This is a genomic window from Pseudomonas sp. 18175 (assembly GCF_050432925.1).
Classification (GTDB): Bacteria; Pseudomonadota; Gammaproteobacteria; order Pseudomonadales; family Pseudomonadaceae; genus Aquipseudomonas.
The window spans coordinates 380,678-405,226 of record NZ_JBKFTO010000001.1; the positions used below are offsets into that span (position 1 = coordinate 380,678).

The window sequence follows — 24,549 nt, forward strand, 5'->3', positions numbered from 1 at the left end:
TCGCGAGCAAGCCCGCTCCCACATTTGAATGTGTTCACAAATCAAAATGTGGGAGCGGGCTTGCTCGCGAAGGCGGCCTTGAATTCAGGACATCACTCCATGACATACCATACCGACCTACTGATCATCGGCGCCGGCATCCTCGGCCTGTCCCACGCCTACGCCGCCGCCAAACGCGGCCTCAGGGTCAAGGTCTTCGAGCGCAGCGCCACCCCGCTGGGCGCCTCGGTGCGCAACTTCGGCCAGGCCCTGGTCACCGGCCAACCGCCGGGCCCGATGCTCGACCTGGCGCGAGAAAGCCGCGACATCTGGAGCCATTGGGCCCAGGTCGCCGGCCTGCAACTCAAGCGCAACGGCGCCTACCTGTTCGCCCGTACCGAAGCCGAAGAGCATCTGCTGGAAGCCTTCAGCAAAGGTCGCGCCCAAGAGCACGGCTACAACGTCGAGCTGCTGCAAGGCGCCGCTATGAAAGATCTGTACGGCGGCCAGTTCCGCCATCACCGCGCCGCGCTGCATGGTCGGGACGATCAGCAACTGTATTCGCGCGAAGCGATCCCGGCGTTGATCAACTACCTTCGCAATGAATTGAAGGTGGAATTCCACTTCTCCACCCTGGTACGCGATGTAGAACCAGGCCAGCTGCACAGCACGGCAGGCAGCTTTCGCGGCGAGCAGATCATCGTGTGCTCCGGCCATGACTACCAAACCCTGCTGGCAGGCGCGATGGCCGAACTCAACCCGAGTATCTGCCGCCTGCAAATGCTGCGCGCCCGGCCTGCGGTCAATCTGAACCTGCAACACGCCTTGCTCACCGGCCTGAGTTGCGTGCACTACGGCGCCTTCGCCGATTTGCCGGAAGCAGCGGCGGTGCAGGCGCAGATCCTGCGCGAGGCACCGCACCTGCATGAACACGGCATCCACCTGCTGATCAGCCCCACGCCCCATGGCGAGCTGATCATCGGCGACTCCCACGACTACGGCCGCGACGCCTCGCCGTTCAATGCCGAGCAGGTGGATGACTGGATGATCGAGTTGGCCGAGCAAACGTTGGGTTGCAAGATCCAGGTGGTCGAGCGCTGGCAGGGTGTCTATGGCTCGCGTGGGCCGGGCCCGTTCTCATTTTTGCGGGCGGCACCGGGCGTCAGCGCGGCATTGATGCACACCGGCGTGGGCATGAGCGTAGGGCCGGCGCTGGCAGAGCGGAACATCGCCGCATTGTGGGGTGCGCTGTGATGAGCCCGGAACAGACGATTGCCGACGTGTTCGGCTTGTACGAGCAACACGGCGCGGCGGACTACATCGGCGAGCCGGTGTCGCAGATCGAACATATGTCCCAGGCCGCGCAATTGGCGATGGCCGAGGGGTTCGACGATGAAGTGGTGTTGGCGGCGTTCTTCCACGACATCGGGCACCTTTGCGGGCAGGGTGGCGAAAATATGGGCGGCTATGGCGTGGTCAGCCATGAGCGGCTGGGGGCCGATTTTCTGCGTCGTGCAGGGTTCGGCGAACGCATGGCCAGACTGGTGGAGTATCACGTGCAGGCCAAGCGCTATCTGACGTTCAGTCAGCCTGAGTATTTCGCCCGGCTAAGCGAAGCCAGCCGCCGTACTTTGGGTTACCAGGGTGGCGTGATGAGTGCCGAGGAGGCTCAGGCCTTCGAGCAGGACCCGTTGTGTGCCGTGAGTTTGCGCCTGCGCCATTGGGATGAGCAGGCCAAGCAAATGCATGTGCCGGTGTTGGATCTGCAAGTGCTCAAAGCCAAGGCTGAACGGCTACTGGCGGTATAGACGCGCCTTACGGTAAACGTCGACTCGCCCCATGGAGCGCCGCCAGCGACCCCATTAAGGTGCTTGCTTCTATTTTTAGGGAGCAACACCGATGCGCTACTTGAAAGCCATAGCCCAAGGCAAGGACTGCCGCGGTCACGCCGATACAGTCATTTTGCAGTTTTATTGGCACAGCCCTGGTTGTCCGGATGAGATGATTTACGAGGTGGTCGGCGTTGATACGACGGCGGATGGCAAGGTCGATGTGCTACGGCCGGAGAAAACCGATCCTGAGGCGCTGGACCTGGATAAACGCCAGCTTGAGGCGTTCGCCAATAGTTTCTTGAAGCTCAATTGGTTCAACGCGGGTGAGCACCAGCACCGCGCACTGGCAATGTATGTCGATCACTTCGGCAGAACGGGGCGGCCGAATGCGGTCAAGCTCGACTTTCACGAGCGCTCGGCCTCCAAGCGTAAAGCGTCACTGGTCTACAGGGCTGCGGCCTATGACGGCGACAGCGATGGTGTGCTGGAGTCGTTCACCAACAGCGACATCGACCGCAACGGGGTGGCCGACCATGCGGATAAAGAGCTGATCCGCTCGTTATGCATCGCCTTTCTGGCCTTTGAATGGCACCAACGCTGACCCTGTCAGGTTTCGTCCAGTCGGCTGGCCAGCACATCAACCTGCTCTTGGCGCTCGGCCTGGCTCAACTTGGCGTGAGGGTTCAGGGATGACCATTGCGGATGGGCGCGGGCCTTGTGTAGGGCTTCGGGCAACTTGCCTTCGCGCCAGGTTTTATCTTGGGGTGTATCGACCTTGATGCTGTGCATCGCCGCATGCCCACGCAGGTTCAGGGCCTTGAGCAACTGGCGTTGGCGCAGGGCGAGCAGGCGCAGCACGCTGTCGTCCACGGTCAGCTCGCGTTGGCCTTTGATTTTGCCCAGCAAGCGGTTGCCATAGCTGCGGGCGGTTTGCAGCGCGCCACCGGCAATGGCACCGGCGAGGGCGGCGGCGCCTAGGGTTAAACCACCGACCAGCAGGTCCACACCGGCGCCAGCGGCTGCCCCTGCGGCGATCCCGCCACCGACGCGCACACCCAGTTGCTTGAGGGTCTCGGGGTTGAACAGGTCATCGCCCCAGCGCCCGTCCAGCAGTGGCAAGTCGCTGGCGGCGGCGTCCTGCGGGCGGAAACCGAAGAGCTTGAGCAGCGCTTCCACGCATTTTTGTTCACGTTGGCGTATGGCCTTGCGCAGTTCGTTGATGGCTTGCGGCTCATCTTCCGGCACCACGCTGCGACGGCAGGCGGCGCAGTCGATCAGCAATTCGGCGATCAAGCGGGCGGCGCTTTGCTGACGGGCCTGGCGCTGGGCCTCCTGATCAAGAATCAAGCGTTCCAACTGTGGCCTTGCGCTTTCCAGCAGCAGGGCGAGGCTTTCATACAGGCGCCGTTCGCCGTCTTCCGGTGGCGCCACGCTGTCGAAGCGCACCAGCGCATGCAGGCCCAGGCGGGCCAGGGCTTCGCGCCAATCGGGCTCGCGGTGGTCGCTGCTGCTGACGAAATTGAGCACCGGCAGCAACGGCTTGCCGCAACTGGCCAGCACTTGCAGCTCGTCGCGGTACTTGGCCAGCACCGGCTCGCGGGCGTCGATCACATACAGCCCGGCGTCGGAGGCCAAGAGCTGGCGCAACACTTTGGCTTCCTGTTCGAAACGCTGGCGTGCCTCGCTGCCTTCGAGGAACCGTGCCAGGCGAGCCGGACCGTCGAGGCGTTCGCCCGGGCGATCCAAGCGTTCCAGATAGTCGAGTAGGGCGATGGCATCTTCCAGGCCGGGGGTGTCGTACAGCTCCAGCAAGGCTTCGCCATCCACCGACAAACGCGCACCTTCCACATGTCGCGTGGTACTGGGGCGATGGGAGACTTCGCCAAAACCCACGTCGCGGGTCAGCGTGCGCAGCAGTGAGGTCTTGCCCACGTTGGTGTGGCCGACCACGGCCAGTTTCAGCGGTTTAGTCATGACCGGTCTCCAGCCAGTTCAGCGGCGCGCAGTCGGCGAAGGGCAGCTCCAGTTGTTGCAGGGCGGCGTGCCAGTCGCCCAGGCGTTCGGCGTCCAGCGCCTGGCCGGGCGGGGCTTGCAGCAGCCAGACGCGGGTTTCGGTGGCACTGCGGGCCAGTTCGGCGATCAGCGCCAGGCTGCCACGGTCTGGCGAGCGGCGTGGATCGCAGGCGATGGCCAGGCGGGCGGGCGGAAAGCGCGTGAGTTGTTCCAGCAGTTTGTTGCGCGACTCGCGGCTGTCGAGGATGCCGGCGTCTTTTACGCTGGCGGGCAATTTGGGTGGCCAGGCGTGCTGGTCGTCCAGCTCGATACCCACCAATAAGGCGCCGTCACTGTGCAGCTCGCTGACGCCGCCAGTGACGTGGTGCAGGTGTTCCGGCGCGACATCATTGACGCCCAGGCGCTCGCTGCTGGGCATCAGGCGTTCGCGCAACTGGCTGTAGCCGGGCAGGTTGAGGTCCAGGCGCAGGGCAGCACGCCCGCGTTTCCAGCGCCACAGGCACAGCAGCGCGAGGACCAGGCGTGGCAGCAGGCCGTAGACCAGCAGCACGCCGACGAGCCAGGCGGCCCAGGCTTGGCGGGCGCTCTCGATATTCAGGGCGGAATCGCCGCTGGCGCGGATCATCTCGACGGTCGGCACGTTGAAGCCGAGCAGGGCGGGTAGGCTGCCCAGGGCCTGGGTCGCGGCGACGAAGGTGTCGGCGCTGAGAATGGTGGTTTCCCACACAAAGCCGTAGCGGCGGGTGGCGAGGAGTGTCAGAAGGATCACCAGCGCGCTGAGCAATGCCAGCAGCCACAAGCCGTTGACCAGCACGCCGACGGCCCAGCGATTGAGCTTCTGGCGTTGCAGCAACAGCAACAGCGCTGGCGCCAATTGCGCGGCCTTGGCGTCACGGGCGAGCTTTTCGCTGAGCCACAACCACAGTCGTCCCAGGCTGGCACTGTGTTCGCCGGCAAACAGCAGGCCCATGGCCCAGCTTATGAGCAAGATCAGATTCAAACCGAGCAGGCTGCCCAAGGCCCAGAACACATTCACCGGCGTCAGGCCGTTGCCCAATGCGGCAAAGGCCAGGCCTGCGCCACTGATTACGGCAACGACCGCCAACAGCACCAGCGCCAGGCGCGCGCCTTGCAGCCAGCGGGTGAGGGCTGTGGTTAGGCCATCACGCTCGGCCAGGTGCAAGGCGCGTTGTTGAATGCGTGTTGGCAAGTCGCCACCGGCCGCGCGGGCCAGGCGGTTGGCTTCCTGGTCTTCCAAAGCGCCTGCGTGTTCTTCACGCAGGCGCACGGTTTCTGTTAGCCAGAGTCTGTGCAGAGGAGTCACGCGCCGTCCTGTTGTGTGAGTGAGCCTGGAGCATAACCCCAGGCTCGTTGCTCTGGTATTCTCGTCGCCATGAAAAAAACTCTCCCTTTAAGCCTGATCGCAGCCCTCGGTGAAAACCGCGTGATCGGCGTCGATAACAGCATGCCCTGGCATTTGCCGGGGGATTTCAAATATTTCAAGGCCACCACCCTTGGCAAGCCGATCATCATGGGGCGCAAGACCTGGGATTCCCTGGGCCGACCGTTGCCGGGGCGCTTGAACCTGGTGGTCAGCCGTCAGACCGATCTGGTGCTTGAAGGTGCGCAAGTTTTTCCGTCGCTGGACGCAGCGATTGAGCGCGCCGAAGAATGGGCGCTGGCCCAGGGCGTGGATGAGCTGATGTTGATCGGCGGTGCGCAGTTGTATGCGCAGGGGCTGGAGCAAGCGGATCGCCTGTATTTGACGCGGGTGGCGTTGAGCCCGGACGGGGATGCTTGGTTTCCGGAGTTTGATCAGGGCCAGTGGAAGTTGGTTTCCAATCAGGAGAACCCGGCTGAAGGCGACAAGCCTGCTTACAACTTTGAAGTCTGGGAAAAAGCCTAATTGTGGCGAGGGAGCTTGCTCCCGCTGGAGTGCGAAGCGCTCCCAAGATTTTTGGGGCTGCTGCGCAGCCCAGCGGGAGCAAGCTCCCTCGCCACAAAGGTGAGTCGTCAGGCCTGCGCTAACTCAGCATGCTCATCGGCCTCCAACAGCGCCTTATCCGTCTGCCCCATGATCTGGCTGGTAATCGCCCCCGCCGTCATCGAACCGTTCACGTTCAGCGCCGTGCGGCCCATGTCGATCAGCGGCTCCACGGAAATCAGCAGCGCCACCAGCGACACCGGCAAGCCCATCGCTGGCAGCACGATCAACGCGGCAAACGTCGCACCACCGCCCACGCCGGCCACACCGGCCGAACTCAGGGTCACAATCGCCACCAAGGTCGCGATCCACAACGGGTCCAGCGGGTTGATGCCTACGGTCGGCGCTACCATCACCGCCAACATGGCTGGGTAAAGCCCCGCGCAACCGTTCTGGCCAATGGTCGCACCAAACGAGGCAGCGAAACCGGCGATGGACTGCGGGATGCCCAGGCGACGGGTCTGCGCTTCAATGCTCAGCGGAATGGCTGCGGCGCTGGAGCGGCTGGTGAAGGCAAACGTCAGCACCGGCCACACCTTGCGGAAGAAGCGCAGCGGGTTGATCCCAGCCAGGGACAGCAGCAGGCCGTGCACCACAAACATCAGGCCCAAGGCCAGGTACGACACCAGCACAAAACTGCCGAGCTTGATGATGTCTTGCAGGTTGGAACCGGCGACCACCTTGGTCATCAGCGCCAGCACGCCGTACGGGGTCAACTTCATCACCAAACGCACCAGGCGCATGACCCAGGCTTGCAGGGTGTCGATGGCGTTGAGGACTTTTTGGCCCTTTTCCACGTCATCCTTGAGCAGTTGCAGCGCGGCAACCCCCAGGAACGCGGCGAAAATCACCACGCTGATGATCGACGTCGGCTTGGCCCGCGCCAGGTCGGCGAACGGGTTTGATGGCACGAACGACAGCAGCAATTGCGGGATATTCAGGTCGGCGACCTTGCCTGCGTAATCACTCTGGATCACTTGCAGGCGTGCCATTTCCTGGGTGCCGGCCACCAGGCCTTCGGCGGTGAGGCCGAACAGGTTGGTCAGGCCGATGCCGATCAACGCCGCAATCGCGGTGGTGAACAGCAGGGTGCCGATGGTCAGGAAGCTGATTTTGCCCAGGGAAGCGGCATTGTGCAGGCGCGCTACAGCGCTGAGGATTGAAGCAAATACCAGCGGAATCACGATCATTTGCAGCAGTTGCACATAACCGTTGCCCACCAGATCGAACCAGCCGATGGAGGCCTTGAGCACCGGGTTGCCGGCGCCGTAGATCGAATGCAGTGCCACACCAAACGCCACGCCCAGCACCAAGGCAAACAACACCTTCTTGGCCAGGCTCCAGTTGGTGCGGCGGGTTTGTGCCAGGCCCAGTAACAGGGCCACGAACACCAGTAAGTTGAGAATCAGGGGCAGATTCATTGAAGCTCCGTAAGAGGCTGCCAATCGCGTGAGCCTGCGATTGCGAACCGGAAAGCCTAACAGCTTGATATCTAATGAATTAATAACAAGATGGAATGGTGACTGTCGTTTTTGGAATAAGCCTTTGGCGCTCAGGCACACGGCATTGGCGCGATCACGACGTAAGCGGTCGTGCTCGGGTGTTTACCGTCATACAGATTTGTTAGCGTCGGTGTCTTTCACTCAGGGAGAAACGCATATGAAGCTCGCTTCGAGACTGTTTGCCGCTGCGCTTTGCATGGGCCTGGGCCTTGCCGGCCACGCCATGGCCGCCACCGAGTTGAAGCACTGGCCAGCGCCCGCTGCCAAGCAACTGAACGAGATGATCGCCGCCAACGCCAACAAGGGTAACTTCGCGGTGTTCGACATGGACAACACCAGCTACCGCTACGACCTCGAAGAGTCCCTGCTGCCCTTCATGGAAAACAAGGGCCTGATCACCCGTGACAGCCTCGACCCCTCGCTCAAACTGATGCCGTTCAAAGACAGCGCTGACCATAAAGAGAGCCTGTTCAGTTACTACTATCGCCTGTGCGAAGTGGACGACATGGTCTGCTACCCGTGGGTCGCCCAAGTGTTCTCTGGCTTCACCCTCAAGGAACTCAAGGTCCAGGTGGATGAGCTGATGGCCTCCGGCAAGCCGGTGCCGGTCAGCTATTTCGAAGGAGATGCGGTTAAAACCTCCGAAGTCCAGCCGCCCAAGGTCTTCACCGGCCAACAGGAGCTGTACAACAAGCTGATGGAAAACGGCATTGAGGTGTACGTGATGACCGCCGCCTCGGAAGAGTTGGTGCGCATGGTCGCCGCCGACCCCAAGTACGGCTACAACGTCAAACCCGAGAACGTCATTGGCGTGACCACCCTGCTCAAAGACCGCACCACCGGCGAACTGACCACCGCCCGCAAGCAGATCGCTGCTGGCAAATACGACGAAAAAGCCAACCTCGGCCTGGAGCTCACCCCGTACCTGTGGACGCCGGCAACTTGGATGGCTGGCAAGCACGCGGCGATCCTGACCTACATCGACGAATGGAAAAAACCGGTGCTGGTGGGCGGCGACACGCCAACGAGCGATGGCTACATGCTGTTCCATGATGTGGACGTGGCTAAGGGCGGCGTGCACTTGTGGATCAACCGCAAGGACAAATACATGACCCAACTTAACGGCATGATGGCCAAGCATGCGGCGGCGCAGGCCAAGGAAGGGTTGGCGGTGACGGCGGACAAGAATTGGGTGATTGTGAAGCCGGAGGAGATTCAGTAACACCGAGTCGCCTGCATTCGCGAGCAAGTCGAATCGTCGCACCGCCGCTCCCACAGTTGACCGCGTTCCATCATGAAAATGCGGTCAAAATGTGGGAGCGGGCTTGCTCGCGAAGACGGCCTCAAGAACACCGCCGAACCCACAGCAAAAAATAGATATCAATTGCGAACCAATCTCATCCTCTGCTAGCGTGCACACCTTCTGAACCCCCCGTTCTCCTCAAGGTAGTGCCGTGCTCTCCTGGAATTCGCAGATCGCGCGCCTGTTCGCGGAGCAGAAGAAAGCCCTCGAAGCCTTCGTCACCCGCCGCACCGGCAGCGCCCAAGTGGCCGCCGACCTGACCCAGGAATCGTTCCTGCGCCTGGCGCGCATGGACTGCGGCGAGAAGATCGACAACCTCCCAGCCTTTCTCTTCACCATCGCCAGCAACCTGGTGCGCGACCACCAGCGCCAGGCCATCCGCCGTGAGCGCCTCGACGCTGGCGAACCCAGTGAGGAACTGCCGTGCACCAACCCCGGCGCCGACGAACAATTGGCCGCCTACCAGCAAGAACAACTGATGCAGGACGCGATCCTGGCGTTGCCTGAAGCGACTCGGCAGATCTTCCTGCTCTATCATGTCGACGAACTTTCCTACCGCGAGATTGGCGAACGCCTGTCGATCACCCCGCGCAGTGTGGAATACCAATTGCGTCGCGCCTTGATTGAATGCCGCGCCTACATCAAGACGCGGCTTGCCTGCGACACACAAGGACGTCGGTCATGACCGCCACACTCACTGCCGACGCGTTGTTCGAAGAAGCGTCCGCCTGGTATTTCCGCCTGCAGGCCGAGGACGTAACCCCGGCCGAACTGGACGCCTTCGCTGCCTGGCTCGGGCAAGGCCAGGCCCAGGATGATGCCTGGCAGGAAGTGCAGGCGCTGCTCGGCGCCATGCGCGAACCCGCACGGGTAATTCGTCGCGCCGAACAGGCGGCCTGGCGCAAGCCGCTGCGGCGTTGGGCGTGTGCCGCCGCCGTGTTACTGGCGGTCGGCCTGACCGTGCAAAACACCCCTTGGCTCGACCGCTTGCGCGCGGACTACGCCACCGGCACCGGCGAGTCGCGCACCGTCGAGTTGGCCGATGGCTCCCAGTTACAACTCAATACCGACAGCGCCATTCAAGTGCGCATGAGCGCTGGTGAGCGTCAGATTCGTCTTCTGCGCGGCGAAGGATTTTTCAGCGTGACCAAGGACCCGGCGCGGCCGTTCGTGGTGCAGTCCGGTGATGGCTGGGTCAAGGTGGTCGGCACCCAGTTCAGCGTGGCACGGCGTGATGCGCAGACGCGGGTGCAGGTGGCCCAGGGCAAGGTGCAGGTCAGCGCTGGCAGCGGTTCGCCGGTGTACCTGGAGCCTGGGCTGGCGGTGGAGTATCAGGACCAGCGCCTGGCCGATGTGCATGGTTTCGACCCGGCCAGCGGGTTTGCCTGGCGCCAACGGCAGTTGGTGTTTCGCCAGCAGCCACTGTCGGAAGTGGTCAGCGAACTGAACCGCTACTGGCCCGGCAAGACCGTGGTACTCGGGGATGCGCTGCGCAATCGTGTGGTGTCCGGCGTGTTCGAGATCGACAAACCCGACGCGGTGATCAAGGCGCTGGAGTACACCCTCAACCTGCATGCCGAGCATTACACCCCGTATTTGCTGGTGTTGCGCGAAGGCAAAGCGTCCTGAGTGTAATTTTCTCAAAATATTTTCAGGGTTTTCCCACAGGGCATCGTCCTTGATCACTGAGGCGCAAATAGTAAGCACTCTCAAGTAGTGCAGCGCCGATCACAGACTTTTTTGCACCGGGGAGCACCATCTATGGCACACCGATACGCCGCACGGCCTTTGCTGGCACTGGCCATTTCCATGGCCAGCGGCACAGCGCCGCTGTACTTGCAGGCCGCTGAGACCACGCAGGCCCAGACCTACCGCTTCGATATTCCAGGGCAAAGCCTGGACGGTGCGTTGGCGGCATTTTCGGCGGTGACGCGGATTCAAGTGTTGGTGTCCGGTGAGTTGACCCAGGGCGTGACATCCCCAGGTGTGCGCGGCAACTTGGGCCAGCGTGAGGCCCTTGGCTTGCTGTTGGGTGGCACGGGGTTGAACGCGGCATTTATCAATGCCGATACCGTGACCCTGGAAAAACCCGTGGCCAGCGGTGGCGCCCTTGAAGTCGGCGCCACGACCATTAGCGCCGAACGGCTAGGGGCTACCACCGAAGGTACAGGCTCCTACACCACCGGCGCGGTGACCATCGGCAAGGGCGAGCAGAAACTCAAGGACATCCCGCAGTCGGTCAGCGTCATGACCCGCAAGCAGATGGATGACCAGAACACCACCAAGCTTTCCGAAGTGGTCAAGCGCACCCCGGGGCTCACGGCGACCAAATCCCCCGGTCCCGGCATGTTTATCTTCTCCCGTGGCTTCGAGGTCGGCACCCTGCAATACGATGGCGTGGGCATCCCGCGTAACACCTACACGCTAGGCAGCTACCTCACCGAAAACATGGCGATCTACGACCGCGTCGAAACCCTGCGCGGTCCTGCAGCCTTATTGCAAGGCGCCAACAGCCCCGGCGGCACCATGAACCTGGTGCGCAAACGCGGCCAACAAGCGCCGACGGTGACCATCACCGCCAAGGCTGGCTCGTGGGACCACTACGGCACCCAGGTTGACGCTGGTGGCCCGCTCAACGCCGAAGGCACATTGCGCGGCCGTTTTGTGGCGGATTACGACACCACCAACTCCTTTGTCGACTATGTTGGCGCATGGAATCAGACGGTCTATGCGGCGGTGGACTACGACTTCACCCCCGACACCACCGTGGGCATCGGCATCAGTAACCAGAAAGGTCACTCGCGCCCCAACTTTATGTCGTTGCCCCGTTACGCCGACGGCAGCGATATCGGCCTGTCGCGCTCGACCTTTGTCGGTGCCAGTTGGAACCGTAGCGTCAACAACCAGACCCAGGTGTTTGCCGACCTGGAGCATCGCTTCAACGATGACTGGAAGGTGAAGGCCGCGTTGGTGGCGATGGACGAACGCAACGACGCGACCTACCAGGCCACGTGGGATACGATCCCCAATGGCGGCGGCACTGTGCGGTACATCGATTGGGTCACCGACTTCAACACCAAGAGCCGTGGTGCGGATGTGTATGTCAACGGCAAGTTCGATGGCTTGGGCTTCCAGCAGGAAATGGTGCTGGGCGCCAACTACTCCAAACTCACTACCGACGACTTGTGGGCGCGGGCGGCGACGCCGGGTGCGGATATCTTCAACATCGACCACAATCGCCCGCAGCGCGACAAATACCAATTGTTCCAGGAGGGTTGGGGCTCCAAGAGCTGGTATGACATCCGTCAGAAAGGCATCTATGGCACCTGGCGCGTGAAAGTCCTGGACCCTTTGACCTTGATCGTCGGCGCTCGCACCAGTTGGTATGACTATTCCTATATCGGCCAGGGCGGCACAAACGGTGTTTACCGTGCCCCTGAAGGCAGCAGCACCCAATCCCACGGTAAGGTCACGCCGTACGCGGGCCTGGTCTACGCCCTCAATGAACAATGGTCGGCCTACGCCAGCTACACCGATGCGTTCGAACCACAGACCAACCTGACCACCTCCCTTTCGATCCTCAAACCCATCGAAGGCAAGAACTACGAGCTGGGCCTCAAGGGCGAACTGGCCGATGGCCGCCTCAACGCTTCGTTCGCCGTCTTCCGCTACGACCAGGAAAACCGCGCCGCCCAGGACCTGCAGGGCGACAAGCTGTGTGGCGGCTGGTACTGCTCAAAGGCCTCGGGCAAGGTCCGCAGCCAGGGTTTTGAAGCCACGTTGGCCGGTGAAGTGCTGCCGGATTTGCAGCTGAACGCCAGCTACACCTACAACACCACCAAATTCCTCAAGGACGACGAATACGAAGGCAAGGTTTTCAGCACTTGGACACCCAAGCACCTGCTCAAAGTCTGGGGTGACTACCAACTGCCGGGGGATTGGCACAAATTCAGCGTCGGCGCCGGTGTGACCGGACAAAGCAGCACCGTGGCCTACGACCGCACGTTCAGCGTGCCGGGCAATGCGCTTTGGGATTCGCGGGTGGCGTACAAGATCAACCAGGAATTCACCGTGGCGGCGAACCTGAACAATATGTTCGACAAGAAGTACTACATCCCTGCGTATAACGCGAATTGGGGCAGTAACTACTATGGTGATCCGCGTAATGTGATGTTCACCATGACCTACACCCCGCAGTTCTAAAGCCTTACACCCAACCCCCTGTGGGAGCGGGCTTGTGTGGGAGCGGGCTTGCTCGCGAATGCGGTGTGTCAGGCAGCACTTCTGTAACTGACAGACCGCATTCGCGAGCAAGCCCGCTCCCACATTTTGATCTCCAGTGTTCTGGAGGGTTTGTATCGGGCAAAAAAAATGCCCCGCACTTGGCGGGGCATTTTTTATGGGTGCAGCTTACAGACCGTCAAGCATCGCCTTGTTACGCACAGCGCCCTTGTCGGCACTGGTGGCCAACAATGCGTAGGCCTTCAACGCGGTGGTGACTTTGCGCGGACGCTTCTCCACCGGCTTCCAGCCTTTCTTGTCCTGCTCAACCCGGCGTGCCGCCAGTTCTTCATCGCTGATCAGCAGGTTGATCGAGCGGTTTGGAATGTCGATCAGCACCTTGTCGCCATCCTGTACCAAGCCAATCGCGCCACCAGCAGCGGCTTCTGGCGAAGCGTGGCCGATGGACAGGCCCGACGTACCGCCCGAGAAACGCCCGTCGGTCAGCAGCGCACAGGCTTTGCCCAGGCCCTTGGATTTCAGGTACGACGTCGGGTAGAGCATCTCCTGCATACCCGGGCCGCCTTTTGGGCCTTCGTAACGGATGATCACGATGTCGCCTTCTTTCACTTCGTCGGCGAGGATGCCGCGAACCGAGCTGTCCTGGCTTTCGTAGATCTTGGCGCGGCCTTCGAAGACGTGGATGGATTCATCCACACCGGCGGTTTTCACCACGCAGCCGTCCAGGGCGATGTTGCCGTACAGCACGGCCAGGCCGCCTTCTTGGGAGTAGGCGTGCTCGACACTGCGGATGCAGCCGTTTTCACGGTCGTCGTCCAGGGTGTCCCAACGGGTCGACTGGCTGAACGCGGTTTGCGTCGGGATGCCAGCGGGGCCGGCCTTGAAGAAGGTGTGCACGGCTTCGTCGTCAGTCTGGGTGATGTCCCACTTGGCGATGCCCTCGGCGATGGTCTTGCTGTGCACGGTCGGCAAGTCGGTGTGCAACAGGCCGCCACGGGCGAGCGAACCCAGGATCGAGAAGATCCCGCCAGCGCGGTGCACGTCTTCCATGTGGTACTTCTGGATGTTCGGCGCGACTTTGCACAGTTGCGGCACGTGGCGGGACAGACGGTCGATGTCGCGCAGGTCGAAATCGATCTCGGCTTCCTGGGCTGCGGCCAGCAAGTGCAGGATGGTGTTGGTGGAACCGCCCATGGCGATGTCCAGGGTCATGGCGTTTTCGAACGCCTTGAAGTTGGCGATATTGCGCGGCAACACCGACTCATCGTTCTCGCCGTAGTAGCGTTTGCACAGCTCGACGATGGTGCGGCCTGCCTTCAGGAACAGTTGTTCGCGGTCGCTGTGGGTGGCCAGGGTCGAACCGTTGCCCGGCAAGGCCAGGCCCAGGGCTTCCACCAGGCAGTTCATCGAGTTGGCGGTGAACATGCCGGAGCACGAACCACAGGTAGGGCAGGCGCTGCGCTCGTATTCCGCGACCTTCTCGTCAGAAGCGCTGGAATCGGCGGCGATGACCATGGCGTCTACCAGGTCCAGGCCGTGGGAGGCCAGCTTGGTCTTGCCGGCTTCCATCGGGCCGCCGGAGACGAAGATCACCGGGATGTTCAGGCGCAGGGAGGCCATCAGCATGCCGGGGGTGATCTTGTCGCAGTTGGAGATGCACACGATGGCGTCGGCGCAGTGGGCATTGACCATGTATTCCACGGAGTCGGCGATGATCTCGCGGCTCGGCAGGGAATACAGCATGCCGTCATGGCCCATGGCGATACCGTCGTCCACGGCGATGGTGTTGAATTCTTTGGCGACACCGCCAGCGCGTTCGATCTCGCGGGCGACCAGCTGGCCCAGGTCCTTGAGGTGGACGTGGCCGGGTACGAATTGGGTGAACGAGTTGGCAATCGCGATGATCGGCTTCTTGAAGTCGTCATCTTTCATCCCCGTGGCACGCCACAGTGCGCGGGCGCCGGCCATGTTGCGGCCGTGGGTGGATGTTTTCGAGCGGTAATCTGGCATGGAGCACTCCGGGCGGCTAATCGGTATCAAAAGGGAGTGAGCTTCTATTGACCTCTGGAACACCCGAAAAATGGCACTGGTGTCCGGAAGTTGCCGCAAACGTTACGGGATCGCCGTGCGCATTGGCCTTGAGCTCATAAACCCGCCGGGGGATGACTGGCGATGAATAGGGCCGATTCTACACCGTCTTCCTGTAGGAGCGAGCTTGCTCGCGAAAATCGCCAACGATGACGCAGCGCTGTCAATTAGCCCGAGTCGTCTATACGTTTTTCGCGAGCAAGCTCGCTCCTACAACCAGCTTGCGTCCCACAGCGGATATTGGCCTATATGCTCCACCAAACCCGCTCGCAAGGGGTTTGCCACGATATAACGGGCCATAGCCTTCATGTCATCCTCTCGGCGCAGTGCCTGATCAAAGTAACCTTTTTGCCAAATAGTCCCGAATGAATGCCTCGTCTGGTTGATGGCACGGGCACTTCGTGACTTGGTGATTCGCATCAGCCTCGGCAGATCGCCGTTATGCAATTGCACCAGCCAGTGGAAATGGTCTGGCATGACTACCCAGGCCAAAGACGTTGCCTCGCCTTCTTCCTGAGCTTTTTTGAATTGGCTGACGAGCAGGCGCCCGATACGCCAATCCTTGAAGATCGGCTGGCGTTGGTGAGTTACGGCGGTAAGCAGATAAATCCTGTCCGTCTCGGAATAGCGCCCGGTACGGAGCCGATGTGCGTTTTGCTGGGTGGACATTCCTTCGTCCTCTTCTGTGATTGGAAGAGAAACGTTAGAAGACCAACTGTTCACTGGCGCCCAGACAGTACTTCTGAATATGTCCCAACTCACTGTAGGAGCGAGCTTGCTCGCGAAAATCCTCAACGATAACGCAGTGCTATCAGGTAGCCCGCGTTGCCTATGAGTTCTTCGCGAGCAAGCTCGCTCCTACAAGTGCGCTGGTGTTAATCAGCTATTGGGCAACAACCGGCACGTAATGCTCTTGATATACCGCGTCTCTGCAATCGCAGGGTGCACCGGATGGTCCGGGCCCTGGCCGCCGCGTTCGAGCATCTGGATATTGCGGTCCAGGTGACGGGCGCTGGTCAGCAGGATGTTTTGCAGGTCGTCTTCCGGCAGGTGCATGGAGCACGAGGCGCTGACGAGGATGCCGTCCTTGCTGAGCAGGCGCATGGCTTGCTCGTTCAGGCGACGGTAGGCGCCTTCGCCGTTTTTCATGTCTTTTTTGCGTTTGATGAAGGCCGGTGGGTCGGCGACGATCACGTCGAAGCGTTCTTCGCTGGCTTTCAGTTCTTTCAAGGCTTCAAACACGTCGCCTTCGATGCAGGTCATTTTCTCGGCAACGCCGTTCAGTGCAGCGTTGCGCTCCACGCCGTCGAGGGCGAAGGCGGAGGCGTCGACGCAGAACACTTCACTGGCGCCGAAGGCCGCCGCCTGCACGCCCCAGCCGCCGATGTAGCTGTACAGGTCGAGCACGCGTTTGCCTTTGGCATACGGGGCCAGGCGCGCACGGTTCATGCGGTGGTCGTAGAACCAGCCGGTTTTCTGGCCCTGGATCACCGGGGCTTCGAATTTCACGCCGTTTTCCTCCAGCGCCACCCACTCCGGCACCAGGCCGAATACGGTTTCGACGTAGCGGTTGAGGCCTTCGGCGTCGCGGGCGGCGGAGTCGTTCTTGAACAGAATGCCGCTCGGCTTGAGCACCTGGGTCAGGGCGGCGATCACGTCTTCTTTATGGGCTTCCATGGTCGCCGAAGCGATCTGCACCACCAGGATGTCGCCGAAACGGTCGACTACAAGGCCTGGCAACAGGTCGGAATCGCCGTAGACCAGGCGATAGAACGGCTTGTCGAACAGGCGGTCACGCAGGGACAGGGCGACGTTCAGGCGGTGCACCAGCAGCGACTTGTCCAGCGGCAACTTGATGTCGCGCGACAGCAGGCGCGCGCAGATCAGGTTGTTCGGGCTCATGGCCACGATGCCCAGGGTCTTGCCGCCGGCCGCTTCCAGGATAGCCTGGTCGCCTGCCTGGAAGCCGTGGAGTGGGGTGGCGGCCACGTCGATTTCGTTGCTGTAGACCCACAGGTGGCCGTTGCGCAAACGACGATCGGCGTTGGCTTTGAGACGCAGGCTTGGCAGGGACATGACGTCGCTCCGGAAAAAAGAGCGGGAGTATACCCCTGTGGGAGCGGGCTTGCTCGCGAAAGCGGTGTGTCAGGCGATGCATCCGCCGACTGGTATACCGCTTTCGCGAGCAAGCCCGCTCCCACCTTTGATCCCATTTCAGTTCGGGTTTTTGAGGTGTCGGTCAGGTTCCCATAGGGGGTAGAATCGCCCCCTAGTCCAGAGTAAGTACTTATGTCCCAAGAGCTATCCGCCGAACAGATCCAACAGGCCCTGCAAGGCATCAGTGTGCCGCCCCAACCGCAGATCATGGTGGATCTGCAGATGGAGCAATACATGCCCGACCCGGACCTGGAAGTGATTGCCCGGCTGATCGCCCAGGACCCGGGCCTGTCCGGCGCGTTGCTGAAGATCGTCAACTCGTCGTACTTCGGTCTGAGCAACAAGATCGCGTCGATCCAGCGCGCGGTTAACCTGTTGGGCAGCCGTTCGATCATCAACCTGATCAACGCGCTGTCGATCAAAGGCGAGATGAGCGACGACACCATCGTCACCCTCAACCGCTTCTGGGACACCGCCCAGGATGTGGCCATGACCTGCCTCACCCTGGCCAAGCGCACCGGCTCCCAAGCAGTGGACGAGGCCTACGCCCTGGGCCTGTTCCACGATTGCGGCGTGCCGCTGATGCTCAAGCGCTTCCCCAACTACATGGCGGTGCTGGAAGAGGCTTACGCCAATGCCGGTACCGACTGCCGCGTGGTCGATACCGAGAACAACGCGTTCAACACCAACCACGCCGTGGTGGGTTACTACACGGCCAAGTCCTGGCGCCTGCCGGAGCATGTGACCGACGCGATTGCCAACCACCACAACGCCTTGGCGGTGTTCAGCGATGAGTCGTCACGTAACCCGCAGCTTAAAAACCTGCTGGCGATCCTGAAAATGGCCGAGCACATCTGTTCGTCCTACCGTGTGCTGGGGAACCAGGCCGTGGACCATGAATGGAACGCCATCGGCCCGCTGGTGCTGGACTACGTGGGCCTGTCGGACTACGACTTTGAAAGCATGAAGCTGTCGATCCGCGAACTGGGCACCCACTGACCCTTCTTCCAAGAGGTACGCATGCCTGAGTTACCCGAAGTCGAAACCACCCGTCGAGGGATTGCGCCGCACCTGGAAGGCCAACGCGTCAGCCGCGTGGTGGTGCGTGAGCGGCGCCTGCGCTGGCCGATCCCGGAAGATCTGGATGTGCGCCTGTCCGGGCAGCGCATCGTGCTGGTGGAGCGGCGGGCCAAGTACCTGTTGATCAATGCCGAAGTGGGTACGTTGATCAGCCATTTGGGCATGTCGGGCAACCTGCGGCTGGTGGAGGCCGGGTTGCCAGCGCTCAAGCATGAGCATGTGGATATCGAGCTGGAGTCAGGTTTGGCCCTGCGTTACACCGATCCACGGCGTTTCGGCGCGATGCTCTGGAGCCAAGACCCGCATAACCACGAACTGCTGCTGCGCCTGGGTCCGGAACCGTTGACCGACCTGTTCGATGGCGAGCGGTTATTCAAGCTGTCGCGCGGTAAGTCGATGGCGGTGAAGCCGTTCATCATGGACAACGCGGTGGTGGTGGGAGTGGGCAATATCTACGCGACCGAAGCGCTGTTTGCGGCGGGGATTGATCCGCGTCGTGCGGCGGGCGGGATTTCCAGGGCGCGTTATTTGAAGCTGGCGATTGAGATCAAGCGCGTGCTGGCTGCTGCGATTGAGCGGGGCGGCACTACGTTGCGGGACTTTATCGGTGGCGATGGGCAGCCGGGGTATTTCCAGCAGGAGCTGTTCGTCTACGGCCGAGGCGGCGAGGGCTGCAAGGTGTGCGGGACTGAGCTGCGCAATGTGGTGCTGGGGCAGCGGGCGAGTGTGTTTTGCCCAAGGTGCCAGAGCTGATTGCTGGGTGAAGGCTGAGATTGCTATCGGGGGCTTGCCCCCGATGAGGCCCTTAAGCCTTACCAGTAATCTTGCGGTACTTATCCATCAACTGCTCTTCCGTCTCCGGATGCGCTTCATCCAACGGAATGCAATCCACCGGGCATACCTGCTGGCACTGGGGTTCGTCATAGTGGCCGACACACTGCGTGCACAGGTTAGGGTCGATCACGTAGATCTCTTCACCTTGGGAAATAGCAGCGTTCGGGCACTCGGGTTCGCAGACGTCGCAATTGATGCAATCGTCGGTGATGATCAGGGACATGGAAACTCCTGCCAGGGCTGTCAGCCAGGGCATCTGAAAACTAATGCGCGCAATTGTGCCGTATTGGCGCCCGCAGTGCGAGCTTGTGGCAAACCCAGGCGACGATCGCAGTCTCTGTGGCGAGGGAGCTTGCTCCCGCTGGAGTGCAAAGCGCTCCCAAGATTTTGGGGCCGCTTCGCAGCCCAGCGGGAGCAAGCTCCCTCGCCACAGCAAGCGCCCTCACTACAATGAGGCTTACTTCTTGAAGCGCAGCGTCAGGGCATCGGCCACGGCTGGGTGCACGAACTTGGTAATATCCCCGCCCAAAGCGGCGATTTCACGGACTAACGTCGAGGAAATGAACGAATAACGCTCTGACGGGGTGAGAAACAGGCTCTCCACGTCCGGCGCCAGTTGGCGGTTCATGTTGGCCAGCTGGAATTCGTATTCGAAGTCTGACACCGCACGCAGGCCACGCAGGAACACATTCGCGTTCTGCTCCTTGGCAAAGTGCGCAAGCAATGTGGAAAAGCCCACCACTTCCACGTTGGGCAGGTGCTTAGTGACCTCACGCGCCAGCTCCACGCGCTGTTCCAGGGGAAACAGCGGGTTTTTCTTGGGGCTGGCCGCGACCGCGATGATCACATGGTCGAACAAGCGAGAGGCGCGTTCGACCAGATCGCCATGGCCTTTGGTAATCGGGTCGAAGGTACCTGGGTACAACACTCGGTTCATCGCGTCGTCCTGGCGGAGTCCGTTGGGGAACCGGATGGTATCGCAGCCATCCCGGTCGGCCAAGTCAACTTACGCAGAAGAAAGCAGTATAGACATCGCGAATACCGTGTTTTTCACGCTGTTCTCAGACGTTCGGCCAAAGCTGTCGCCAGTTGGGCGGTCAATCCATACACCGATAATTGTGGATTGGCCCCAATGCTGGTGGGGAATAGCGAGCCATCGTGGATCGACAGGTTGCGCAGCTGGTGATGGCGGCCGAGGCTGTCGGCCACTGCGTTTTTCGGGTCTTCACCCATGGCGCAACCGCCCATCACATGGGCGCTACCCAGGCAGGTGCGATGCAGCTCCAGGTTCAGGCCTTCAATCATCGTGCGCGCCTCCCCCAGGGTTTTTACGTAGCGCGCATCGTGGTGCAGCGGCTTGACCGACTTGGCGCCCGCCGCGAACTGGATCTCGGCCATGCTGTGGAATGCGCGGCGCAGGCCGTCCCAGGCGTAGTCCGACATCTGGTAGTCGAGCACCGGTGTGCCGTCGCCGCGCAAACCGACCGTGCCGCCAGGGCTGTCGGGGTGGAAACCGTCCCGCAACAGAGCCAGCATTGCGTGGGTGTTGGGCAGTTGGCTCATGTCCAGGGCGTTCTGTTCGCCATAGCCACCGAGCAAGGTGCTGGCCAATGCGGGATGTAAGGGGGGAGCCTCCAGCTTGTACGACATTTTGCCGGTGGTGCCGTCCTGCCACTGGAAATGATCGGAATAGATCGACTGCGGCGCGCCGTAGAACGGGTTGATCACCTCGTCGAACAGGCCCGCCGAAAAATTCACCAAATGCAGGAAGGTGCGCTTGCCCACCCGTGAATGCGGGTCGGGCGCGTCCGAGCGCATCAGCAGCGCCGGGCTGTTGATGCCGCCGCCGGAGAGTACGTAGTGCTTGGCCTTGACCGTGATCTTGCGGCCGGTGGGGGCCACGCACAGCGCGTCCATGGCCACGCATTCCAGGCTGCTGATGCTGTCGCCTTTGTAAATGAGGCGTTCGGCGCGGGCCAAATATAGCAGTTCGCCGCCTTTTTCCAGGGTGGACGGGATGGTCGTCACCAGCATCGACTGCTTGGCGTTGACCGGGCAACCCATCCCGCAATAGCCCAGGTTGAAGCAGCCGCGCACGTTGCGCGGTATCACGTGCCAGCTGTAACCGAGCTGTTCGCAGCCCTTGCGGATCACATCATTGTTGGGGTTCGGCGGCATGGCCCAAGGCGCGATGCCCAGGCGCTGTTCCATTTTTTCGAACCAGGGCGCCATCTCGGCGCTGCTGTGGCCCTTGACCGAATATTCGCTGGCCCAGTGGGCAAGGGTGGCGTCGGGCGTGCGAAAACTCGATGTCCAGTTGATCAGTGTCGTACCGCCCACGGCTCGGCCTTGCAGGATGGTGATTGCGCCGTCCTTGCTCATGCGGCCGATGCCCTCTTGGTACAGGCTGGTGTAGGCCTCGTCCTCCAATAGCTTGAAATCGCTGCTGGTCTTGAGAGGGCCTTCTTCGATCAACAGCACCTTGTAACCGGCAGCACTGAGGATTTCGGCGGTGGTGCCTCCGCCGGCGCCGCTGCCGATAATGGCCACGTCAGCTTCCAGGGTCAGGTCGCTGTCGAGGGCGGCGCCATTGTGGGTTTTCCAGCCGCGTGCGAGGCCTTCACGGAATAGATCGGGTACGGGCATAGGTGTGCACTCTTGTTGTTATAGGTATGCAAGGTGGGAAGGGCTAGATCTTGGGTGGGCCTGGATAGCCGCAATGCACCCAAGCCGCCGGCTGGAAATACCACGCCATGATCACCAACTTGAGCAGCGAGCCCTGGCCCATGCGCAAGAGGTTCAGGTAGCTGTTTTCCCAGCGGTGCAGGAAGTTGCGGATTTGCTCGGCGCTGGCGTTCTCCCAACTGCCCCAGATACCGGTCAACGGCCCACGGGTGATGCCCATGCCCAATACGTCGAACAGTTGCTGGGTGAGCTTGAACATCTCCGGCGACAGGCGTTGCAGGCTGAAATCCAGCTGTTTGAGCGTGTCTTCAATCCGGCCGGCCACTTCCTGGGCGCTGGCCGCGCCTTCCAGTAGCACCGGGATCACCGCCCGCAAAAATGGCAGGTCGCTGCTGCGCAGCATCACGAAGCCACTGGCGGGCGTGCTGTTGGAGCAGCCGCTGAGGCTGGCGCCAAGCCCGGCGGTGGCCAGGAAGGCGCTGGCGCACAGGCCGATTTTCAAGACGCCGCGCCGTGACAGCGCGGGTGTATCAGTCAGGCTGGGGTTCATTGTTTTTATTGTCCCGAGATTGGTGATATCAACGAATAAACAGCTTTTGGATCAGTTTCTGGATCGACTTTCCATAGGGCGGGTAGATCAACTTCGCCGCGTTCAAGCGCTGTTTCACCAGCACTCCCTTGGCTTTGCTGAACGTGAGGAAGCCTTCATGCCCGTGGTAGTGGCCCATGCCCGAAGGGCCGATGCCGCCAAACGGCATGTCGTCTTGGGCCACATGCAGCAGCGTGTCGTTGAGGCACACGCCGCCCGAGTGGGTTTCGTGCAGCACGCGGTTCTGTTCGCCCTTGTTGTAGCCGAAGTAGTAAAGGGCCAGCGGGCGAGGGCGTTGGTTGATGTAGGCAAACGCCTGGTCAATGCCGCGATAGGGCACGATGGGTAGCACCGGGCCGAAGATTTCATCCTGCATCACGGTCATGTCATCGCTGACATTCAGCAGCAGGCTATGAGCCATGCGCCGGGCCTGGCCCTGGTCGTACAGCGGGACCAGGGTAGCGCCTTTGTCGGTGGCGTCCTTTACGTAGGCGTTGAGCCGGGCCAGTTGCCGTTCGTTGATGATGGCGGTGTAGTCCGGGTTATCGTTGAGGGTCGGATAAAAACCACGAACCGCTTCGGTGTAGGCCTTAACGAAACCGTCCACGCGATCTTCGGGCACCAACACGTAATCCGGAGCCACACAGGTCTGCCCAGCGTTCAATGCTTTACCGAAGGCGATGCGTTCGGCAGCGTCCTTGAGCGGCACATCGGCAGATACGATGGCCGGCGACTTGCCGCCCAGCTCCAGCGTGACCGGCGTCAGGTGCTCGGCTGCGGCGCGCATCACATGCTTGCCAATACTGGTAGCGCCGGTGAACAGCAGGTGGTCGAAGCGCAGCTTGGAAAACGCCATGCCCACTTCGGCCTCGCCCAGCACCACGCATACCAAGTCTTCGGGGAAGATTTTCCCCAATAGTTTTTTAAGCAGTTCACCCGTAGCCGGGGTGGACTCGCTGAGCTTGAGCATCACCCGGTTACCCGCCGCCAAGGCACCGACCAACGGGCCGATGGCCAGATACAACGGGTAGTTCCACGGCACGATCACCCCCACCACGCCCAAGGGCTGGTAGATGACTTTGGCGGACGCCGGTTGAAAGGCGATGCCTACCGCGCGGCGGGAAGGTTTCATCCAGCCCTTGAGGTGTTTGCTGGCGTAGTGAATGCCATGCAGGCTGGGCATCAGTTCGGCGAACAGGGTTTCGTCTGCGCTGCGGTGGCTGAAATCCTGGCTGATGGCGTTGATCAACGCCTGGCGTTCGTCGCTGAGCATGTCGCGCAGGGCCTTGAGCCATTGCTGGCGTTGGGCCGCTGGCGGCATCGGGTTAGCCGCATAGGCGCGCTGTTGGGCGTCGAACAGGTGCTGGAGTTGTTCCAGGGCCTGGGAATCTTGCAGGTAGGCAACGTTGGCAGACATGGCGCAGTTCCCGATTGTTATAGGTCTGCGTCGATTTTTAGAGTCATTGCTCTAAATTGTCAAATAACATTGCAGCAACATGCAGATTTATCCGGGCTAGGATAGGCCGTAAGATGCCCCATCACGTGTACAGAAGCTGATTCCCTATGGCACCACGAGTAAAGACCAGCGAGCGCATTGTGCAAACCAGCCTGGAGCTTTTTAACCAGCAGGGCGAGCGCAGTGTGAGCACCAACCATATTGCCGCCCACATGGAAATTTCGCCGGGCAATCTGTACTACCACTTCCCCAACAAGCAGGCGATCATCGCCGTGCTGTTTCGTGAATACGAAGTGCTGGTGGACAGTTTCTTGCGACCGCCCGAGGGCCGCGCCGCCACCGTCCAGGACAAGCGTTTCTATCTGCAAGCCTTGCTGGCCGGGATGTGGCGCTACCGTTTCCTGCATCGCGACCTCGAACACCTGCTGGAGAGCGACCCGGAACTGGCCACCGGTTACCGGCGTTTTTCCCAGCGCTGCCTGATCCAGGGCAATGCCATTTACCGAGGGTTTGTCGATGCCGGCATCCTCAATATGGACCCCATCCAGACCGAAGCCCTGACCCTCAACGCGTGGATCATCCTCACGTCCTGGGTGCGGTTTTTGTGCACCACCAATGAAAACTCCGCCCATCTGAGCGCCGAGGCGATCAAGCGCGGGGTGTATCAGGTGTTGGTGTTGGAAGCGGGGTTTGTCACGCCCGAGGCCAAAGAGGCAGTGGATGCGCTATTCAAAGAGTTTTACGTGCCGCTGGACCAGGCACTGGAAGAAGTGAAGTAGGACCTTTCCCGAATCTGCCCGCAGGA

General features: G+C 61.2%; 22 protein-coding genes. 11 read left to right on the forward strand and 11 right to left on the reverse strand.

Features of this window, described 5'->3' with window-relative positions; all coding sequences use genetic code 11:
• Window positions 1-99: 99 nt before the first annotated feature.
• The 3 genes from ACLD1Y_RS01720 (at window position 100) to ACLD1Y_RS01730 (ending at window position 2,412) form a co-directional block, all read left to right on the forward strand.
• Entirely contained in the window at window positions 100-1,233 is a 1,134-nt protein-coding gene (locus ACLD1Y_RS01720) for a TIGR03364 family FAD-dependent oxidoreductase (protein ID WP_429474877.1), read from the forward strand.
• Window positions 1,233-1,787: a phosphonate degradation HD-domain oxygenase gene (locus ACLD1Y_RS01725; RefSeq protein WP_429474879.1), complete on the forward strand. Its 555-nt coding sequence runs from the start codon at window positions 1,233-1,235 to the stop codon at window positions 1,785-1,787. The genes ACLD1Y_RS01720 and ACLD1Y_RS01725 overlap by 1 nt, the downstream gene beginning before the upstream one ends.
• Before the next feature lie 91 nt (window positions 1,788-1,878).
• A complete protein-coding gene (locus tag ACLD1Y_RS01730; protein WP_429474881.1) occupies window positions 1,879-2,412 on the forward strand; it encodes a hypothetical protein in 534 nt (177 codons plus the stop codon).
• A 5-nt stretch (window positions 2,413-2,417) separates the two neighbouring features.
• Here the strand turns inward: ACLD1Y_RS01730 and ACLD1Y_RS01735 are convergent, their stop codons facing one another.
• Together ACLD1Y_RS01735 and ACLD1Y_RS01740 are read right to left on the reverse strand one after the other, a co-directional pair.
• Window positions 2,418-3,785: a DUF3482 domain-containing protein gene (locus tag ACLD1Y_RS01735; protein WP_429474883.1), complete on the reverse strand. Its 1,368-nt coding sequence runs from the start codon at window positions 3,783-3,785 to the stop codon at window positions 2,418-2,420.
• Window positions 3,778-5,148, reverse strand: coding sequence for a DUF2868 domain-containing protein (locus ACLD1Y_RS01740; protein WP_429474885.1), 1,371 nt, complete (start codon window positions 5,146-5,148; stop codon window positions 3,778-3,780). Before ACLD1Y_RS01740 ends, ACLD1Y_RS01735 begins: the two co-directional genes overlap by 8 nt.
• Before the next feature lie 69 nt (window positions 5,149-5,217).
• On the opposite strand from ACLD1Y_RS01740, the gene ACLD1Y_RS01745 reads away from it, so the two are divergent.
• Window positions 5,218-5,730 carry a dihydrofolate reductase gene (locus tag ACLD1Y_RS01745; RefSeq protein WP_429474887.1) on the forward strand — a complete coding sequence of 171 codons (513 nt, stop codon included), beginning with the start codon at window positions 5,218-5,220 and terminating at the stop codon, window positions 5,728-5,730.
• A 107-nt stretch (window positions 5,731-5,837) separates the two neighbouring features.
• On the opposite strand, the gene ACLD1Y_RS01750 is transcribed toward ACLD1Y_RS01745, so the two are convergent.
• On the reverse strand, window positions 5,838-7,229 hold the full coding sequence (locus ACLD1Y_RS01750; RefSeq protein WP_429474888.1) for an L-cystine transporter: 1,392 nt from the start codon (window positions 7,227-7,229) through the stop codon (window positions 5,838-5,840).
• A gap of 238 nt (window positions 7,230-7,467) precedes the next feature.
• Here ACLD1Y_RS01750 and ACLD1Y_RS01755 point away from each other — a divergent pair, with 238 nt between their 5' ends.
• The 4 genes from ACLD1Y_RS01755 (at window position 7,468) to ACLD1Y_RS01770 (ending at window position 12,816) form a co-directional block, all read left to right on the forward strand.
• Complete coding sequence (locus ACLD1Y_RS01755; RefSeq protein ID WP_429474890.1) at window positions 7,468-8,532, forward strand: haloacid dehalogenase-like hydrolase; 1,065 nt, start codon at window positions 7,468-7,470, stop codon at window positions 8,530-8,532.
• Between the two features lie 232 nt (window positions 8,533-8,764).
• On the forward strand, window positions 8,765-9,298 hold the full coding sequence (locus ACLD1Y_RS01760; RefSeq protein WP_429474892.1) for an RNA polymerase sigma factor: 534 nt from the start codon (window positions 8,765-8,767) through the stop codon (window positions 9,296-9,298).
• Window positions 9,295-10,242 (forward strand): FecR family protein, encoded by a 948-nt coding sequence (locus ACLD1Y_RS01765; RefSeq protein ID WP_429474894.1) that lies wholly within the window; start codon window positions 9,295-9,297, stop codon window positions 10,240-10,242. Before ACLD1Y_RS01760 ends, ACLD1Y_RS01765 begins: the two co-directional genes overlap by 4 nt.
• Window positions 10,243-10,374: 132 nt before the next feature.
• Window positions 10,375-12,816: a TonB-dependent siderophore receptor gene (locus tag ACLD1Y_RS01770; protein WP_429474897.1), complete on the forward strand. Its 2,442-nt coding sequence runs from the start codon at window positions 10,375-10,377 to the stop codon at window positions 12,814-12,816.
• Between the two features lie 207 nt (window positions 12,817-13,023).
• Here the strand turns inward: ACLD1Y_RS01770 and ilvD are convergent, their stop codons facing one another.
• The 3 genes from ilvD to ACLD1Y_RS01785 all read right to left on the reverse strand — a co-directional run bounded on the left by ilvD (window position 13,024) and on the right by ACLD1Y_RS01785 (window position 17,019).
• Window positions 13,024-14,865, reverse strand: coding sequence for a dihydroxy-acid dehydratase (gene ilvD, locus ACLD1Y_RS01775; protein WP_429474899.1), 1,842 nt, complete (start codon window positions 14,863-14,865; stop codon window positions 13,024-13,026).
• Window positions 14,866-15,153: 288 nt separating this feature from the next.
• The gene (locus ACLD1Y_RS01780; RefSeq protein ID WP_429474901.1) at window positions 15,154-15,612 is read right to left on the reverse strand and encodes an REP-associated tyrosine transposase; all 459 of its coding nucleotides are present in this window, start codon (window positions 15,610-15,612) and stop codon (window positions 15,154-15,156) included.
• A gap of 210 nt (window positions 15,613-15,822) precedes the next feature.
• Window positions 15,823-17,019: a class I SAM-dependent rRNA methyltransferase gene (locus ACLD1Y_RS01785; protein ID WP_071490392.1), complete on the reverse strand. Its 1,197-nt coding sequence runs from the start codon at window positions 17,017-17,019 to the stop codon at window positions 15,823-15,825.
• A gap of 267 nt (window positions 17,020-17,286) precedes the next feature.
• Here ACLD1Y_RS01785 and ACLD1Y_RS01790 point away from each other — a divergent pair, with 267 nt between their 5' ends.
• Together ACLD1Y_RS01790 and mutM are read left to right on the forward strand one after the other, a co-directional pair.
• Entirely contained in the window at window positions 17,287-18,099 is an 813-nt protein-coding gene (locus tag ACLD1Y_RS01790) for an HDOD domain-containing protein (protein ID WP_429475367.1), read from the forward strand.
• A 21-nt stretch (window positions 18,100-18,120) separates the two neighbouring features.
• Window positions 18,121-18,933 (forward strand): bifunctional DNA-formamidopyrimidine glycosylase/DNA-(apurinic or apyrimidinic site) lyase, encoded by an 813-nt coding sequence (mutM, locus tag ACLD1Y_RS01795; protein ID WP_429474903.1) that lies wholly within the window; start codon window positions 18,121-18,123, stop codon window positions 18,931-18,933.
• Window positions 18,934-18,985: 52 nt separating this feature from the next.
• On the opposite strand, the gene ACLD1Y_RS01800 is transcribed toward mutM, so the two are convergent.
• From ACLD1Y_RS01800 to ACLD1Y_RS01820, 5 genes are all read right to left on the reverse strand, one after another.
• Entirely contained in the window at window positions 18,986-19,237 is a 252-nt protein-coding gene (locus ACLD1Y_RS01800; protein WP_017734768.1) for a YfhL family 4Fe-4S dicluster ferredoxin, read from the reverse strand.
• A 234-nt stretch (window positions 19,238-19,471) separates the two neighbouring features.
• The gene (gene coaD, locus ACLD1Y_RS01805; RefSeq protein WP_003176711.1) at window positions 19,472-19,951 is read right to left on the reverse strand and encodes a pantetheine-phosphate adenylyltransferase; all 480 of its coding nucleotides are present in this window, start codon (window positions 19,949-19,951) and stop codon (window positions 19,472-19,474) included.
• Between the two features lie 113 nt (window positions 19,952-20,064).
• Window positions 20,065-21,660 carry a GMC family oxidoreductase N-terminal domain-containing protein gene (locus ACLD1Y_RS01810; protein WP_429474905.1) on the reverse strand — a complete coding sequence of 532 codons (1,596 nt, stop codon included), beginning with the start codon at window positions 21,658-21,660 and terminating at the stop codon, window positions 20,065-20,067.
• A 43-nt stretch (window positions 21,661-21,703) separates the two neighbouring features.
• Window positions 21,704-22,249 carry a twin-arginine translocation pathway signal protein gene (locus tag ACLD1Y_RS01815; protein ID WP_429474907.1) on the reverse strand — a complete coding sequence of 182 codons (546 nt, stop codon included), beginning with the start codon at window positions 22,247-22,249 and terminating at the stop codon, window positions 21,704-21,706.
• A gap of 28 nt (window positions 22,250-22,277) precedes the next feature.
• Window positions 22,278-23,705, reverse strand: a complete 1,428-nt coding sequence (locus tag ACLD1Y_RS01820) for a coniferyl aldehyde dehydrogenase (protein WP_429474909.1) — start codon at window positions 23,703-23,705, stop codon at window positions 22,278-22,280.
• 146 nt (window positions 23,706-23,851) lie between these two features.
• Here ACLD1Y_RS01820 and ACLD1Y_RS01825 point away from each other — a divergent pair, with 146 nt between their 5' ends.
• Window positions 23,852-24,523 (forward strand): TetR/AcrR family transcriptional regulator, encoded by a 672-nt coding sequence (locus ACLD1Y_RS01825; RefSeq protein ID WP_429474911.1) that lies wholly within the window; start codon window positions 23,852-23,854, stop codon window positions 24,521-24,523.
• Window positions 24,524-24,549 lie beyond the last annotated feature (26 nt).